This window comes from Pseudacidovorax sp. (assembly GCF_017991995.1).
GTDB lineage: Bacteria > Pseudomonadota > Gammaproteobacteria > Burkholderiales > Burkholderiaceae_C > Xenophilus.
This window is the reverse complement of the sequence record NZ_JAGOPN010000008.1, coordinates 186,161-200,960: the sequence shown is the minus strand read 5'-3', so window position 1 is coordinate 200,960 and position 14,800 is coordinate 186,161. Positions and strand designations below refer to the sequence as shown.

The 14,800-nt window shown below is 70.7% G+C and carries 15 protein-coding genes; 2 read left to right on the top strand and 13 right to left on the bottom strand.

What is annotated here, in order from left to right; genetic code table 11:
- Positions 1-39 precede the first annotated feature (39 nt).
- The 12 genes from gspF to gspG form a co-directional block, all read right to left on the bottom strand.
- Entirely contained in the window at positions 40-1,272 is a 1,233-nt protein-coding gene (gene gspF / locus KBC94_RS13275) for a type II secretion system inner membrane protein GspF (protein ID WP_294370689.1), read from the bottom strand.
- A 23-nt stretch (positions 1,273-1,295) separates the two neighbouring features.
- A complete protein-coding gene (locus KBC94_RS13270) occupies positions 1,296-1,754 on the bottom strand; it encodes a hypothetical protein (RefSeq protein ID WP_294370687.1) in 459 nt (152 codons plus the stop codon).
- Between the two features lie 38 nt (positions 1,755-1,792).
- The gene (gspE, locus tag KBC94_RS13265) at positions 1,793-3,220 is read right to left on the bottom strand and encodes a type II secretion system ATPase GspE (protein WP_294370685.1); all 1,428 of its coding nucleotides are present in this window, start codon (positions 3,218-3,220) and stop codon (positions 1,793-1,795) included.
- Entirely contained in the window at positions 3,220-5,556 is a 2,337-nt protein-coding gene (gene gspD, locus KBC94_RS13260) for a type II secretion system secretin GspD (protein WP_294370683.1), read from the bottom strand. Before gspD ends, gspE begins: the two co-directional genes overlap by 1 nt.
- Positions 5,557-5,558: 2 nt before the next feature.
- The gene (gene gspN, locus KBC94_RS13255) at positions 5,559-6,365 is read right to left on the bottom strand and encodes a type II secretion system protein N (protein ID WP_294370681.1); all 807 of its coding nucleotides are present in this window, start codon (positions 6,363-6,365) and stop codon (positions 5,559-5,561) included.
- Between the two features lies 1 nt (position 6,366).
- The gene (gene gspM / locus KBC94_RS13250) at positions 6,367-6,924 is read right to left on the bottom strand and encodes a type II secretion system protein GspM (RefSeq protein WP_294370678.1); all 558 of its coding nucleotides are present in this window, start codon (positions 6,922-6,924) and stop codon (positions 6,367-6,369) included.
- 109 nt (positions 6,925-7,033) lie between these two features.
- Complete coding sequence (gene gspL, locus KBC94_RS13245) at positions 7,034-8,242, bottom strand: type II secretion system protein GspL (RefSeq protein WP_294370676.1); 1,209 nt, start codon at positions 8,240-8,242, stop codon at positions 7,034-7,036.
- Positions 8,243-8,410: 168 nt separating this feature from the next.
- On the bottom strand, positions 8,411-9,508 hold the full coding sequence (gene gspK, locus KBC94_RS13240) for a type II secretion system minor pseudopilin GspK (RefSeq protein WP_294370675.1): 1,098 nt from the start codon (positions 9,506-9,508) through the stop codon (positions 8,411-8,413).
- The gene (locus KBC94_RS13235) at positions 9,505-10,185 is read right to left on the bottom strand and encodes a type II secretion system protein J (protein ID WP_294370673.1); all 681 of its coding nucleotides are present in this window, start codon (positions 10,183-10,185) and stop codon (positions 9,505-9,507) included. The genes gspK and KBC94_RS13235 overlap by 4 nt, the downstream gene beginning before the upstream one ends.
- Positions 10,185-10,595 carry a type II secretion system minor pseudopilin GspI gene (gspI, locus tag KBC94_RS13230; RefSeq protein WP_294370671.1) on the bottom strand — a complete coding sequence of 137 codons (411 nt, stop codon included), beginning with the start codon at positions 10,593-10,595 and terminating at the stop codon, positions 10,185-10,187. The genes KBC94_RS13235 and gspI overlap by 1 nt, the downstream gene beginning before the upstream one ends.
- Positions 10,596-10,615: 20 nt before the next feature.
- The gene (locus KBC94_RS13225; RefSeq protein WP_294370669.1) at positions 10,616-11,098 is read right to left on the bottom strand and encodes a prepilin-type N-terminal cleavage/methylation domain-containing protein; all 483 of its coding nucleotides are present in this window, start codon (positions 11,096-11,098) and stop codon (positions 10,616-10,618) included.
- The gene (gene gspG / locus KBC94_RS13220) at positions 11,073-11,516 is read right to left on the bottom strand and encodes a type II secretion system major pseudopilin GspG (RefSeq protein ID WP_017758012.1); all 444 of its coding nucleotides are present in this window, start codon (positions 11,514-11,516) and stop codon (positions 11,073-11,075) included. Before gspG ends, KBC94_RS13225 begins: the two co-directional genes overlap by 26 nt.
- Positions 11,517-11,583: 67 nt before the next feature.
- Between gspG and KBC94_RS13215 the strand changes: the two genes are divergently transcribed.
- Positions 11,584-12,024, top strand: coding sequence for a type II secretion system protein N (locus KBC94_RS13215; protein WP_294370667.1), 441 nt, complete (start codon positions 11,584-11,586; stop codon positions 12,022-12,024).
- A gap of 17 nt (positions 12,025-12,041) precedes the next feature.
- Here the strand turns inward: KBC94_RS13215 and ilvA are convergent, their stop codons facing one another.
- On the bottom strand, positions 12,042-13,598 hold the full coding sequence (gene ilvA / locus KBC94_RS13210; RefSeq protein WP_294370776.1) for a threonine ammonia-lyase, biosynthetic: 1,557 nt from the start codon (positions 13,596-13,598) through the stop codon (positions 12,042-12,044).
- Positions 13,599-13,818: 220 nt separating this feature from the next.
- On the opposite strand from ilvA, the gene KBC94_RS13205 reads away from it, so the two are divergent.
- On the top strand, positions 13,819-14,799 hold the full coding sequence (locus KBC94_RS13205; protein ID WP_294370665.1) for a hypothetical protein: 981 nt from the start codon (positions 13,819-13,821) through the stop codon (positions 14,797-14,799).
- Position 14,800 lies beyond the last annotated feature (1 nt).

Sequence of the window (14,800 nt, the reverse complement as noted above, 5' to 3'; positions counted from 1 at the left end):
CACGCGCGAACCCGCCAGGCCCACGCGCGCCCCGCGACCCTACTTCACGAACTGGTTGAGCTGGATGATCGGCAGCAGCACCGCCAGCACGATCAGCATCACCACGCCGCCCATGCCCACGATCAGCAGCGGCTCCAGGATGGTGGCCAGGTGCATGGCGCGGCGCTGCACCTCGGCCGACAGCTGCTTGGCGGCACGCTGCAGCATCACCGGCAGCTCGCCGGTCTGCTCGCCGAGGCGGGCGAACATGGGCACGATGCCCGGAAAGCGCTTCTTCTGCGCCAGGGCCGAGGCCAGCGGCGCGCCCTCGCGCACCAGCGTCAGCGCATCCAGCGCGTCGGCGCGCATGGCGCGGTTGTTGAGCGTCTCGGCCGCAGCCTGAAGCGCCCGCAGGATGGGCACGCCCGCTGCCGCGAGCATGGCCAGCGTGCCGGCGAAGCGCGCGGCGTTGTAGCCCCGCGCGAGCTTGCCCACCAGCGGCAGGCGCAGCCAGAAGGCATCGAAGCGCTCGCGCAGCGCATCGCGCGCCAGCGCCGCCTTGGCGCCGACGACGGCTACCGCGAGTACGCCCAGCATCAGCCAGCCCCAGCCGCGCACGAAGGCCGACAGGCCCAGCATGGCCTGCGTCAGCAGCGGCAACGCCCGCTTGGTGCCGGCGAACACGCTGGCCACCTGCGGCACCACGTAGCTCACCAGGAAGATCACGATCACCACCGCGATCACGGTGACGATGGCCGGGTAGAGCGTGGCGCCGATCAGCTTCTGGCGCAGCGCCTGCTGCTCTTCGAGGTCGTCGGCCAGGCGCTCCAGCACGAGGCCGAGCTGGCCGCTGTGCTCGCCGGCGCCGATGACGGCGGTGTAGATGGACGAGAACTCGCGCGGATGTTGCGCCAGTGCGCGCGCAAAGCTGCTGCCGCCATTGACCTCGGAGCGCAGCGAGGCCACCAGCTGGCGCTGCGGCTCGCTCTCGGCCTCGTCGGTCAGCGCGGTGAGGGCGCGCTCCAGCGGCAGGCCCGAGGCCACCAGGCCGGCGAGCTGGCGCGTCCAGACGCCCAGCGCGGTGGAATTGAACACGCGCCCACCGATGCGTCGGCGCCAGAGCGGCGTGGCGGCGCCGCCCGCATCCGTTCCGCCGGCCACACCCTCGACGGACAGCGGGATGAGCGCCTGCGCGCGCAGCATGCTGCGCGCGGCGCGGGCGGTGTCGGCCTCCAGCACGCCCTTGCGGGGGCGTCCGTCGGCGTCGATGGCTTCGAAGGCGTAGGCGGGCATGCGGTGGTTCGGGAAGAAGGCAGTCAGCGCTGCAGGATGCCGGAGATCTCGTTGCCGTCGGACTTCACGGCCGCCGCGGCACTGCGCAGCCGCAGCGAGGCATGGCCGTGCGCCTCACTGGTCAGCAGCCGGCCTTCGTAGCGGCCGTTGACGCGCGGGTCGCTGCAGGTGTCGACCTGCACGGCCAGCTGGGCGTGGGCATTGCTGCGGAAGGGCATGGCCTGCCCTTGGACGGTGCAGCTCGCCCGCGGCATCTGGCCCGACACCTGGCCGTCGCTGCCGATGCGCAGCCACAGGTCGGAGGTCAGCCGCCGGCCGACCTGGAAGCCGTCGGCGCCCAGCTCGAAGACCATCACGCTGCCGCGCCAGTCGCCATGTAAGTCGGTGTAGCCCTGCGCGCTGGCCAGGCCCGGCGACAGCAGCGCGCCCATGCCGAGCAGGGCGGCGCGGCAGGCGGGAGAGGCCGCGCGGCGGGTGGGCATGGCGTGGCAGGCGGGCATAGGCGGCAGGATGCTGGCGCTCAGTCCCGCGTCACGCGCAGCAGTTCGGCGCGCGAGGTGATGCCGGCCGCCACCAGCCGCTCGCCGTCGGCGCGCATGGAGCGCAGGCCGCCGCGCGCGCCCGCAGCCAGCAGCTCGCTCTCGGGCGCGCGGTTGTGCACCAGTGCGCGCACGGCATCGTCGGCCACCAGCAGCTCGAAGATGCCGGTGCGGCCCTGGTAGCCGGTGTGGCCGCAGGCTTCGCAGCCCACCGGCTGCATCTGGCCGTCGGGGCCGGGTGCGGCGCAGTGTGGGCACAGCTTGCGCACCAGCCGCTGGGCGAGCACGCCCAGCAGCGAGCTCGACAGCAGGAAGGGCTCCACGCCCATGTCGGTCAGGCGGGTGACGGCGCTCACGGCGTCGTTGGTGTGCAGCGTGGCCAGCACCAGGTGGCCCGTCAGCGAGGCCTGGATGGCGATCTGCGCGGTCTCGAAGTCGCGGATCTCGCCGATCATGATCACGTCCGGGTCCTGACGCAGGATGGCGCGCAGGGCCTTGGCGAAGGTGAGCTCGATGCGGGCGTTGACCTGCGTCTGGCCGACGCCGGGCAGCTCGTACTCGATCGGGTCTTCCACCGTCATGATGTTGCTGCTGCCGGCATCGAGCCGCGACAGCGCCGCATAGAGCGTGGTGGTCTTGCCCGAGCCCGTCGGGCCTGTCACCAGGATGATGCCGTGCGGCTGCTGGATCAGGCCTTCGAAGCGCTTCAGCGTGTCGCCCAGCATGCCCACCGATTCGAGGCTGAGCTTGCTCTCGCTCTTGTCCAGAAGGCGCAGCACCGCCCGCTCGCCATGGGCCGAGGGCAGGGTGGAGACGCGCACGTCCACCGCCCGCGTGCCGATGCGCAGCGAGATGCGGCCGTCCTGCGGCAGGCGCTTCTCGGCGATGTCGAGGTCGGCCATGATCTTCAGGCGCGAGATCAGCGCCGCGTGCAGGGCGCGGTTGGGTTGCACCACCTCGCGCAGCGTGCCGTCGATGCGGAAGCGCACGGCCGAGGTGCGCTCGTAGGGCTCGATGTGGATGTCGCTGGCGCCGTCGCGCGCGGCCTGCGTGAGCAGCGCGTTGAGCATGCGGATGATGGGCGCGTCGCCGGCGGACTCCAGCAGGTCCTCCACCGCGGGCAGCTCCTGCATCATGCGCGAGAGGTCGGCGTCGGTCTCGACCTCGCTCACGATGGCGGCGGCATTGGATTCGCCCTGTGCATAGGCGGCGCTGATGCGCTGGGCCAGCTGGTCGGCGGGCAGCAGGTCCACCTGCGCATCCGGGTATTTCCGCAACACCTCGCCCACCGCGCTGGCGGGGGCGCCGACCGGCATCCACAGCGTCAGCCGGCCGGTGTCGTCTTCTTCCAGCAGCAGTTGCTGGCTGCGCGCGAAGCCGTAGGGCAGGGGATGGCGCAGGCCGGGCATCAGGGCATCTCGCGGCGCGAGGCCGGGTCGTCGGTGGGTGGCAGGGCGCCCTTGAGCGGCGCGCGGCTCAGCGAGTCGGGCGACAGCGGCCCCGGTACCGCCGGCGGCATGGGCGGCGGGATCAGGCGCGTGCCGTCGATGCGGCGGCTGTCGTCGCCCACGCCCTGAATGGCCGGCAGCGGCGGCAGCACGAAGGAATCGCGCACGTTGTTGAGCATCGGGTTGTCGGTGGGCGGCTGGCTGGCCTGCTGCAGGGCGCGCAGCGTGTCGTAGCGGTCGGCCGTGATGGCGTCGCTGGAGAGCTGGTCGCGCACGATGGTCGGGCGCAGGAAGACCATCAGGTTGGTCTTGTTGCGGCGGCGTGTCTCGCTCTTGAACAGGTTGCCCATGATGGGCACGTCGCCCAGGCCCGGCACCTTTTCCTGCGAGGCGGAATACTCGTCCGACAGCAGGCCGCCCAGCAGCACGATGCCGCCCTGGTCGACCAGCACGCTGGACTCGATCGCGCGCTTGCTGGTGGTCGGGCCATTGACGTTGTTGACCGACGAGGCCACCACCGCCGAGACCTCCTGGAAGATGGTCATCTTGACGGTGCCGGTCTCGCTGATCTGCGGCCGCACCCGCAACGTCAGGCCCACGTCCTTGCGCTCGATGGTCTGGAAGGGGTTGACCTGCGTGGTGGCGCTGCCGGTGTTGGTGTACTGGCCGGTGACGAAGGGCACGTTCTGGCCGACGACGATTCTTGCTTCCTCGTTGTCCAGCGTCAGCAGGTTGGGCGTGGACAGTACGTTGCCCTCGCCGTTGGAGGCCAGGAAGCGCGCCAGGAAGCCCAGCACGTAGTTGTCGCCGTACTTGTGACCGATGCCGAAATTGAAGCCCGTCGAGGGCAGCGTGGTGGCGCTCTTGGTGGCCAGGCCGACGGCGAGGTTGATGATGTTGGCGCCAGCCAGGCTGGAGTTGGTGCCGATCACGCCGACGTTGCTGCTGCCGCTGTTGCCCAGGGCGCTTTGCCACTGCACGCCGAATTCGGCCGCCTTGTCGGCATTGACCTCGACGATCAGCGTCTCGATCAGCACCTGGGCGCGGCGGCTGTCCAGCTTTTCGATTACCGCACGCAGCTGGCGGTACTGCGGCTCCGGCGCCGTGATGATGAGCGAGTTGGTGGACGGGTCGGCCTGGATCTGCCCGCCGGTGGAGGGCTGGTTGGCGTTGTTGACCGGCGTGCTGGCGGCGCTGCTGGTCAGGCTCGACAGGCCGGCCTGCAGCGTGTTGGGCATGGCCTGCGGGACGGCCGAGGCGGCGCTGGCGCCGCCTTGGGCCGCGCCAGCGCCGGCCGCACCGTTGCTGTTGGCCTGACCGGCCGCCATGGCGGCACGCAGCGTGGCCGCCAGGCGCACCGCGTCGGCGTTCTTGAGGTAGACGACGTAGATGTTGCCGGCCGCGCCGTTGCCCGTGTCCGCGGCCGGGCGGTCGAGCTTGTCGACCAGCGAGCGGATCAGCTGCAGCCGTGCCGGCGTGGCGGCCCGCACGATCAGCGCATTGCTGCGCGGGTCGGCCAGCAGCGCGGTGCGGAAGCCCGCTTCACCGCCACCCGTGGGCGCCCCGCCCGCCGCGACGCCGGCGATTCCACCGCCGCCCCCGCCGCCGTCGATCAGGCGCTGCACCAGCGGCACCATGTCCGAGGCGATGGAGTAGCGCAGCGGGATCACCTCGATGTCCGAGGCGCTGGGCACGTCCAGCGCCGCGATGATGCGGGCCAGCCGGCGCATGTTGTCCGCGTAGTCGGTGATGACCAGCGAGTTGTTGCCCGGGTTGGCGTTGATCGTGTTGTTGGGCGGAATCAGCGGCCGCAGTACCGGCAGCAGGTTGTTGGCCGACTCGTGGTTGAGCCGGAACACCTGCGTGATCATCTGACTGCCGCTCACGCCGCCGGCGCCGCCCACCGAGGTGGTGACCGTGCCGCTCTGCAGCTTGGCATCTGCCTCGGGCAGCACCTTGAACAGGCCGTCCGACTGCACGATCGAGAAGCCCTGCAGCCGCAGCGCGGCGGCAAACTGGTCGAAGGCCGCTGCGGGCGGCAGCGGCCGGTCGGTCTGCAGCGTGATCGTGCCCTTGACGCGCGGATCGACCACCACGTCGCGGCCCGTGATCACGCCCATGGTGCGGGCCACGGCCTCGATGTCGGCATTGGCGAAGTTGAGCGTGATGGGCTCGCCGCGGCGCACGGCCGGGCTGGCGGCATCCTGGGCCATCGCGGCGGGAGCGATCGCCTGCAGCGCGAGCACGGCAAGCAGGGCACGGGCGGCGCGGGCGCCCAGGGTGAGGGAAGGCTTCATGGTCAACCGAGATTGATGATGGAGCGCGCGCCTTCGCGCCGCCCCATGATGTTCAGGAGATTGGCGAGGGCGTCCTCGCTGCCGGGCGCGGCGCTGGCCTCGCCCCCGAAACGCATGGTGTTGCCGCTCCAGCGGCCGCTGCCCGACAGGCGCAGCGCGCCCTGGGTGGTGGTCAGCAGCAGGCTGGGCGAGGGGCCGCCCTCCAGTACCAGGCGGTAGCTGCCCATGGGGCGCAGCGTGCTGAGGCTGGAGCTGAGGTCGGTCGCATCGAGCACGGCGCGGCCGTCCAGGGCCAGGCGGCCCTGCGACCAGCGCAGCGCGAGGGCCTCGGTGCGCAGGTCGAGTGCGCCGTCGAGCCGCAGGGTGTTCCAGGGGGCGCCCAGGCCGGCCAGCATGGCCGCAGGCCAACGGCTGCGGCCGTCGTCCCAGGCCAGGCGGAAGCCGGCGCTGCCAGCAGAGCCGGCCGCAAAGCCCAGCGGGCCCTGCGTGCAGCAGCCGAGTTCGAGCTGGCCGCGCACGCCCAGCCAGGCGGGGCGCAGCTGCCATTGCATGCGGCCCGGCAGCGCGATCCGGTCGACGCCGCCCGCGCTGCTGGCCAGCACGACGGCGGCACTGCCTTGCCAGACGGTGCCGCGCGCATCGCGCAGCTGCAACTGGCCGCCAGTGGCCGATTCCAGGCCCTGCGCCAGCCAGCGGGCCGGCGCCCACTGCACGGCAGCCACCAGCGCACCGAACAGGGCGCCGGCCACGGCCCAGCGCCAGGGCGCGCGTGGCTCCCGTCGGACGGCGGCGGCAGTGCGCAGAGCCATGTCAGCGGGAGGCGGGCAGGCCCATGACCAGCGTGCCCTGCCAGGACGGCTGCACCACGCCCGGCGCGGCCGTCGCATTGGCGGCACCGGGGCCGCTCGGGGCTGAGGCCTGCGCGCGGGTGAGGTGCGCCTCGCGCGGCACGGCGCGGGCGTTGGCGCGGGCCTGGGACAGCCACTCCGCCAACTGGGCCGCCGGCACGCTGCGCAGGCCGACGGCCACGGCATCGCCCCCTGCGGCGCGTACCTGCGCTTCCGGCCCGAGACCCTGGCGTGCGGCGGTCTCGATGCCGCGCAGGGCGTCTTCCCGGCTGGGCCGGGGCTGGCCCTGCAGGGCCCGGGCCTGGGCCTGCAAGGACGCCATCTGCTGCAGCTGGGCGTCCAGCGCGGCATGGGCGGCCGGTGCCGCCGACAGGGTGCGCAGGGCGGGTGCCAGCGCCACCCACCACAGGAGCGCCACACCCACGAGTGCGGCGGCGATGGCGGCCAGGCGCCGCTCGCGCGGGGCCAGCGTAGCCCACCAGGTCTGCAGGCGGGCCTTGGAGGCGGGGCGGCGGTTCACGGAAGAGCCTTCTCGGTCGGGGTTGCCGGGGCGGCGGCCGATGCCGTCCGAGCCATGGGGCAAAGGTGGGCGGTGCGCATGCCGCACGCACGCACGGGAGTCGGGGCGCTCATCGTGCGGCCTCCGCCTGCACCAGCAGCAGGTCGCCCTCACCCCGCGCGTTGTAGCCGCGGCTGCGCAGGCCGGCCTGCACGGATTCCATCTCTGCCGGCGACAGCGTCACACCGCGCAGGCGCAACTGGCTGCCGCTGTAGTCGATGGCCGAGGGCACGCGGCCGGCCGGCAGGCTGCCGGCCAGGGCGGCGAGCATCGGCTCGAGATCGGCCGCCGTGAGTCCGCCGGTGGCCGCCTGCAGTGCCGCCACCTCGCGCGACATCTGCAGCGGCGCATCGAGCACGACCGACACATGCGGAAAGGTCTGCGTGAGAACCTGGCGCACCTGCTGGCGCTTGGCCTCCAGGGCGCGGCGCTCCTTGAAGGCCCAGGCATTGAGGCCGACCAGTTGCAGCACGACGAGCAGGGCCGCGCCCCAGCGTGCGGCCCGCCAGCGGGGCGCGCGCCACACCGCCGCCATCAGCGCGCCGGCCTGCTTGCGGGCGCGGGCGCTGCCGGTGGTGGCGAACTCGAACTGGGCCAGGTCCCAGCCCGACTGGCTGGCCTGCAGCCAGCGTTCGGCGGTCGGCAGCAGGGGCAGGGCGCGGCCGAGCAGCTGCTCGGCCACGGCGGCGACCGCCGGCTCGGCCATGGCTTCGCCGGCTTCCGACTGGGCCACCGCGAGTGCCGCGGTGCTGGCCGACAGGGGCAGCCGCAGCACGCCCTGCGCGTCGCAGAGGGTCAGCCATGGCGCCTCGGCATCGCCGGTGACGAAGACGGTGGGGCGCTGGCCTTCGGCCTGGGGCGCGAATTCAGGGACCAGCCGGCTGACGCGCCGCCCCGTGGCCTCGATGGCCTGGAGCGTGGTCTGCAGCCAGTCGCGGCGGCAGGTGGCCACCCACGCAGGCGCACCCGCCTGCGCGCCGGGGGCGAGGGCAAAGTGCAACTGTTCCGGATCGTCGAGCAGCCGGTCTTCCAGAAGGCCCGACAGCACGCTGCGCAGCCGCGCCGCGTTCTGCAGGCTGCCCGGTGGCAGGGCGACGGCGTGCCACGACAGGGCGGAGGCCGGCACGATCAGCACCAGTTCGTGCTGGCCCGGCAGCAGGGAGACGGGCGATTCGCCCTGGCCCACCAGCTGGCGGCCGTCGGAAGACCAATGCGCCCAGGCCACGGAGCCGAGGCCAGGCGCGGACGGAGGCGGCGGCTGGACAAGGATCAGGGCCATGGCGCGTGTCGCGGAAAGTTTTTCATTCTAGGCAGCGGGGTCGTGCACCCGGCCTCCGCTGAACAGCGGAGGCGGCATTGTGGAGGGGGCGCAAGACAGATCCATGACGGCGTTTCGGGAGGCTCGGCGGCGGGACAGGGCGCAAGAGACGGAAAGATTTTCCGATGTTCAGCCCGATCCGCCAGTCGGTTGAACCCCGGCATTGCGCTGGCGCCAGATGATGCTGACCGTGGTGCCCGTGCGGTGCAGCAGCGAGGCCTCCTCGACCCAGTAGCGGTCCATGCGCAGCCGGCCGCGTACTTCGAAATAGCTGGTCGAGATGCCGACCTGACCGGGCGTGAGCTGCACGTCCGTGGCCGAACTCAGCTGCTGCGATGCCTCGGCCAGGTCGGAGAAGAACTTGCGTCGGCGCACTTCGACCAGCTTGCGGGCGCCCGCCATGTCGATCTGATCGACGGCGGCGAAGATCACCTCGGCGCTCGCCGTGTTGAGGTTGACCGGCGTGCTCGCCGGCAACAGCGTCACGTAGGGCGCAATGGCCGCCACGGTGTCGGCCGGCAAGCCCAGCCACCCGAGTTGCTCCACCCGCTGGGGCATGAGCGGTGCGCCCTCGGATGCGCCGGCGTCATCGGTCGAGGACGTCGACGCCTGCGTCTCGCTGGGGGTGGACGCTGTGGCAGAACCGGCGGTGGCCGTGCCGTCCGTGCCGGTCGTGGTGGATTGGGTCTGTGTCACGCCGCCACCGGCCAGCAGGGCGCGGCGCATCTGCTGCACCAGCGTGTCCACCTGGCCGGGCGGCAGGTCGAGCAGATCGAAGAGTTTGCGCGTGGCGGCTACGGCGCGCAGCACCGGACGGCCGCTGGCATCGACGAGGTTGCGCAGGTTGAGCCGCGACTGCGCGTCGGTGATCGAGCCCGACAGGAAGGCATCGGGCAGGCCTTCCAGCGCGTCGCTGGCCACGTTCTTGTCGGCGGCCAGGAAGCTGGTGAGCTTGGCCTCGGCCAGCGGCACGGCCCAGGGCTCGGCGAGGTGGTCGGCGCCGCCGGTGCGCCCGTCCTCGGCCAGGATGAGCCGCGACCAGTCCAGCGCGCCGGCGAGCACCAGCGAGGCCTGGAGGCGGGAGCGTTCGGCGGCTTCCACCTCGGTGGCACGCCACTGGCGCCACAGTGCCGCCGCCGCCAGCGTCGCCACCAGGGTGACGGTGATCAGCGCCGTGAGCAGGGCGGCGCCTCGCTGCCGCCGAAGGGGGACGGGTGGGACGGTCATGAGGTCTTGGCGCCGGCCCAGGTGGGGCGCAGCCAGTCGCGCGTGATCAGTCCCGACAGTCCGGGCCCGGGTGGCAACTGCAGTTGCAGCCGGACGCCGTCGGGCAGCGTGGCCGTGCCCAGCGCCTGTGCCTGGACCGCCACGCTCCAGGCGCCATTGCGGAAGTAGCCCACGTTCCAGCTGGCCGCGGGCAGGACGCGCGTGGCGGCCGCGTCGGCACCGGGCAGGGCGGACTCGGCCCACGCCGCGGCCGTGCCCCAGGCCTGGGTCCAGTCGGCACGGCTGGCCAGCGGCGGTGACTGCCAGCGCAGCCAGCTGCCGCTGCCGTCGGCGGTGGCGCCCACCGTCCAGGCGATCACCCGCGCGGCGGGGCTGCCCTGGGCGTCGACGGCCTGTCGGGTGATGCGCAGCACGCGGCCGTTCCAGTCCAGCGCGGGCGTGTTGCCGAAATTCGTGGCGCCGTCCAGGTCGGCGCCCCACTGGGCGAGCGCCGTCTGCAGCACCAGCACGGCTTCGTCGCGCGCGCTGTGCTGCGACTGGGCGCGGGCCATGCTGTCCAGCCCTCGCCAGCTGATCAGTGCCAGCAGGGCCATCGCCGCCAGCGCGACCAGCAGTTCGACCAGCGTGAAGCCGCGCAGGCGGACGGCGGCCCCGGGGGCCCTGCGGTGTCTCCTCATCAGTAGCGACCGATCACGGTGGACAGACGCAGCAGCGGCCAGCGCTGCGCATCGCGCACCTGCACGTCGATGCGGTTGAAGTTGGGGTTGAGGGTGGGGGTGGTGGACACCCCCACATCCAGCTGCACGCCGGCCTGCTCGCAGCCCTGGCTGCTCTCGCCCACCGGCGGCATCTGCGGCGACAGGCGCAGCTGGACCAGCTGGTTCTCGGCGCATAGCTGGGCCAGCACCATGTCGGACTGGCGCTGTGCATTGCGGGTGAGCGCGTTGGTGGCCTGCGCCCCTGCCGCCAGGGCGATGGCGACGATCGCCAGGGCAACCAGCACCTCGACCAGCGTGAAGCCCCGGTGACGGGGCAGGGCCGGCCTCCTGGCCGCAGCGTCCGCTCCACCGGAACGGCAAGAGCGCATCGGGGCGGTCCTGCCTGCCTTCATGGCGACACCGGATCGACCACGGAGAAGGGGCGAAGTCCGTCGGTGGCCAATCGCAGTACCTGCACAGGCGGGCCTTCGCCGCGGATCAGCACCTGCTGCGCGCCGATGATGGGCTCCGGTCCCAGCAGCAGCGACGCCACGGGGCGGCCGGCCGCATCGAGGGGCTGGGCGCTCACGCCCGCCATCTGCCAATCCTGGGGAAGGGCGCCGGGCGGCACACCATCGAAGACGAAGCCTTGCTGCGTGACACGCCAGCGCACCGATGCCCCGCTGGCGCGGGCCTGGGCGCGGCCGGCTTCGAGCAGGGCGACGAGGCGCTCGGCCTCGCGGTCCAGGCTGGCGCGCGCCGTGTCGCGCAATGCGAAGCCGACGCCCGCGGTCGCGAAGGCGATGATCGCGACCACCACCAGCAGCTCGATCAGCGTGAAGCCGGCGGCGTGGCGGCGCAGGTGGCTACTGCCAACTGCCGATGTCGGCATCGTTGCCCTCGCCCCCGGGCTGGCCGTCGGCGCCGAGCGAAAGCACATCCACCTCGCCCTTGATGCCCGGATTCACGTACTGGTAGGGCCGGCCCCAGGGATCGTTGGGCAGCTTGTCGACGTAGGGCTTCCAGTTGGGCGCGGCGGGGCCGGTGGTCGGCCGCGTGACCAGGGCCTGCAGGCCTTGTTCGCTCGTCGGGTAGCGCTGGTTGTCCAGACGGTACATCTTGAGCGCGTTCATCAGGTTGTTGACGTCCGTGCGGGCGGCGGTCACCCGCGCGTCGTCCGCGCGGCCGATCACATTGGGCACGATCAGGGCGGCGAGCACGCCGATGATCACCAGCACGACCATCAGTTCGATGAGCGTGAAGCCGCGCTGGAGATGGCTCTGCCGGTTGCGTTTGTAGGAAGCTGTCATGGGCGGCGCATGATAATGCCCGCATATGACGAGTGCGTTGCCCGTACCTTCCCGATGGCCCGTGGCCTTGATCACTGCCGCGCTCTGGGCGGCCGCCGCTGCGAGCGCTGTCTATTGGGGGTTGCGGCTCGCCTCGCCCGCCGGGTCCATGCTGCCGCCGCCGGTGGCTGCGCCGGTGTTGAGCGTGCAGACCGCGGAGGTGGCTCGCGCCTTCGGTGCATTGAAGGTGGCGGCCAGCGCGCCGGTTGCTCCGGACGTGGCCAGCCGATTCAGACTGCTGGGCGTGGCGGCCGACCGCGAAGGCGGTGGCGCCGCGCTCATCGCGGTCGATGGCAAGCCGCCGCGTTCCTATCGCACTGGTGCGGCCTTCGACGGTCAGCTGGTGCTGCAGTCCATCGATACCGCGGGGGTGCACATCGGACCGGCGACCGGTGGCACCGGCTTTCGTTTGATGGTGCCGTCGCGTCCCCTGGCCGTGAATGGGCCGCCGCGGGCGACCACGCCTTGATCTGAGCCTGCGGTTGTTCAGGCCTGGAGGAAGAGGCGGTAGGCGGGGTTGGCGGTCTCTTCGATGAAGGGATAGCCCAGTTCGTCCAGGAAGGCCTGGAACATACCGTCTTCCGCCGCCGGCACCTGCAGGCCGACGAGGATGCGCCCATAGTCCGCGCCCTGGTTGCGGTAGTGGAACAGGCTGATGTTCCAGTTCGGCTTCATCAGGCTCAGGAACTTCAGCAAGGCACCGGGCCGCTCCGGAAAGATGAACCGCAGCAGCCGCTCGTCGCTCGCCAGACCGCTGCGCCCTCCTACCATGTAGCGCACGTGCTCCTTGGCCAGCTCGTCGTGAGTGAGGTCGAGTGCGCCGAACCCGTGGCTTCGGAACAGATGGGCAATGCTGGCGGATTCGCCGCGCTGCTGCGTCGTCAGGCCGACGAACACATGGGCCTGCTGCGCGTCGCTGATGCGGTAGTTGAACTCCGTCACGTTGCGCGGGCCGCCTGGCAACTGGCCCACCAGTTCGCAAAAGCGCCGGAAGCTGCCACGCTCCTCGGGGATGGAGATGGCAAACAGGGCTTCGCGCTCCTCGCCCACCTCGGCGCGTTCGGCCACGAAGCGCAGCCGATCGAAGTTCATGTTGGCGCCACACAGGATGGCGGCATAGGTCTCGCCCCGCTTTCCGTGCGTTTGCACGTACTGCTTGATCGCTGCGACGGCCAGTGCGCCCGCGGGCTCGACGATGCTGCGCGTGTCGATGAAGACGTCCTTGATGCCGGCGCAGACGGCGTCGGTGTCCACCGTGATGAACTCGTCGACGAGGTCACTGGCGATGCGGAAGGTTTCTTCGCCCACCAGCTTGACGGCCGTGCCGTCGGAGAACAGGCCGACATCCGGCAGCGTGACGCGATGCTTGGCGGCCACGGATTGCATCATGGCGTCAGAGTCGTTCATCTGGACGCCGACCACGCGGATCTCCGGCCTGACTGCCTTGATGTAATTGGCGACGCCTGAAATCAACCCGCCGCCGCCGATGGCGACGAAGACGGCGTCCAGGCGGCCCTGGTGCTGGCGAAGGATCTCCATCGCGATCGTGCCCTGCCCGGCGATGACCTCCGGGTCGTCGAAAGGATGCACGAAGGTCAGGCCTTCTCGTTCCTGCAGCGTCAACGCGTATTGATAGGCATCGGAATAGCTGTCGCCGTGCAGGTGGACCTCGCCGCCCAGCCCGCGCACCGCGTCGATCTTGAGCTGGGGCGTCGTGACCGGCATGACGATGACCGCCCGGGTGTCCAGCTTGCGCGCACCCAAGGCGACCCCTTGCGCATGGTTGCCTGCGGAGGCGCAGATGACGCCGCGCGCCAGTTGCTCGGCCGACAGATGGGCCATCTTGTTGTAAGCGCCACGCAGCTTGAAGCTGAAGACAGGCTGCTGGTCTTCACGCTTGAGCAACACCGTATTGCCAACTCTTTCACTCAATGCGCGCGCAGGTTCCAGCGCCGATTCGATGGCCACGTCGTACACGCGGGCGGTCAGAATTTTTTTGAGATAGTCGGCGGGCGTCAGCGCCGGTCCCTGGCTGGTTGGCATGGCGAAGGGGAGGACCAATGAGAACAGCGTTTGATGATACGCGGCACTCGTTTTGCACCCAGGAAGCGGTATGGACACGAATGTCATCTTCCGCTTAACAGCAGTGCAAGCGGCCAACGATTCCGCTTTTTCGGGGCGAGTGCATCCCGGGGACCCCGTGCCCCCCAAGCTCTTAACAATTAAGAAAGAGTCGTCAGACGTTTTTGTCAGAGACCTCGCGATGGGCTTGCTGCAGGCGGAGCGTGCTCGCGTGCAGCGCAAGGAGATTGCGTGGGGGAGCTGGCAGATCATGAGCAACCGCATGGATGCCCATCTGCTGCCCTTGCTGGGTGACCGACTGGCGCGCGACGTGGATGGGGTGGCCGCGCAGGAGTTGATCGATCGCCTGGGGGAGCAGGACTTCACCAGCACGACGATCGCGCAGTACATGGTCCTGCTGCGCAAGACCTTGATGCATGGCGTGCTGACTGGCGTGCTCGATGAGATGCCGCGGCTGCCCAAGGTCAAGATCCGCAGCCAGCCGCGTGGCAGCTTCAGCGTGGCGGAGTACCGGCGCCTGGTTGCCACCGCGAGGCGGTTGGTAGGTCAACCCCATCCCGTCCTCGAGACGCTGCAGCCCGGCGAGCGCTTCTGGATTGCGCGCGAGTTGCTCTACATGCCCCGGGAGTTGCCGTGGCTGATCCGGTGGATGGTGAACACCTTCGTGCGCCCCAGTGACATCAAGAGCGTGAGGCATCGCCACATCGACATCGTGCGTGGCAAGCATGTGTACCTGCGGATGCGGTTGCCCGAGACCAAGCGACACAGCCAGCCGATGGTGAGCCTTCGGCCTGCCGTTCAGGTCTATGAGGTGCTCCGCAGCTACCGTCGCTCGAGAGGCGAGGTGGCGCCCGATGACTACCTCTTCTTCCCTGAATTGAAGAATCGAGAGCACGCGCTCGCGGTCCTCAACTTCTTCTTCAAATGGGTGCTTCAGGAAGCCGGCCTCGAGACCGGCCCGCTTGGGCAGAAGCGAACGCTGTATTGCCTTCGCCATACGGCGATCACCCTGCGTCTGCTCTACGGTCAGGGGATCGACATGCTCACGTTGGCCCGCAACGCGCGGACCAGCGTCAACATGATCGAGCGCTTCTATGCGTCGATCCTGAGTGGCGAGATGAATGTGGGGTTGCTGCAGAGCCGGCGTAGCCGCGGGGATTAGG

Bases quoted from the DNA above. Each gene is read 5' to 3' on its own strand.
- gspF (WP_294370689.1), bottom strand. From the start codon at position 1,272: ATGCCCGCCTACGCCTTCGAAGCCATCGACGCCGACGGACGCCCCCGC.
- KBC94_RS13270 (WP_294370687.1), bottom strand. From the start codon at position 1,754: ATGCCCACCCGCCGCGCGGCCTCTCCCGCCTGCCGCGCCGCCCTGCTC.
- gspE (WP_294370685.1), bottom strand. From the start codon at position 3,220: ATGCCCGGCCTGCGCCATCCCCTGCCCTACGGCTTCGCGCGCAGCCAG.
- gspD (WP_294370683.1), bottom strand. From the start codon at position 5,556: ATGAAGCCTTCCCTCACCCTGGGCGCCCGCGCCGCCCGTGCCCTGCTT.
- gspN (WP_294370681.1), bottom strand. From the start codon at position 6,365: ATGGCTCTGCGCACTGCCGCCGCCGTCCGACGGGAGCCACGCGCGCCC.
- gspL (WP_294370676.1), bottom strand. From the start codon at position 8,242: ATGGCCCTGATCCTTGTCCAGCCGCCGCCTCCGTCCGCGCCTGGCCTC.
- gspK (WP_294370675.1), bottom strand. From the start codon at position 9,508: ATGACCGTCCCACCCGTCCCCCTTCGGCGGCAGCGAGGCGCCGCCCTG.
- KBC94_RS13235 (WP_294370673.1), bottom strand. From the start codon at position 10,185: ATGAGGAGACACCGCAGGGCCCCCGGGGCCGCCGTCCGCCTGCGCGGC.
- gspI (WP_294370671.1), bottom strand. From the start codon at position 10,595: ATGCGCTCTTGCCGTTCCGGTGGAGCGGACGCTGCGGCCAGGAGGCCG.
- KBC94_RS13225 (WP_294370669.1), bottom strand. From the start codon at position 11,098: ATGCCGACATCGGCAGTTGGCAGTAGCCACCTGCGCCGCCACGCCGCC.
- gspG (WP_017758012.1), bottom strand. From the start codon at position 11,516: ATGACAGCTTCCTACAAACGCAACCGGCAGAGCCATCTCCAGCGCGGC.
- ilvA (WP_294370776.1), bottom strand. From the start codon at position 13,598: ATGCCAACCAGCCAGGGACCGGCGCTGACGCCCGCCGACTATCTCAAA.
- KBC94_RS13205 (WP_294370665.1), top strand. From the start codon at position 13,819: ATGGGCTTGCTGCAGGCGGAGCGTGCTCGCGTGCAGCGCAAGGAGATT.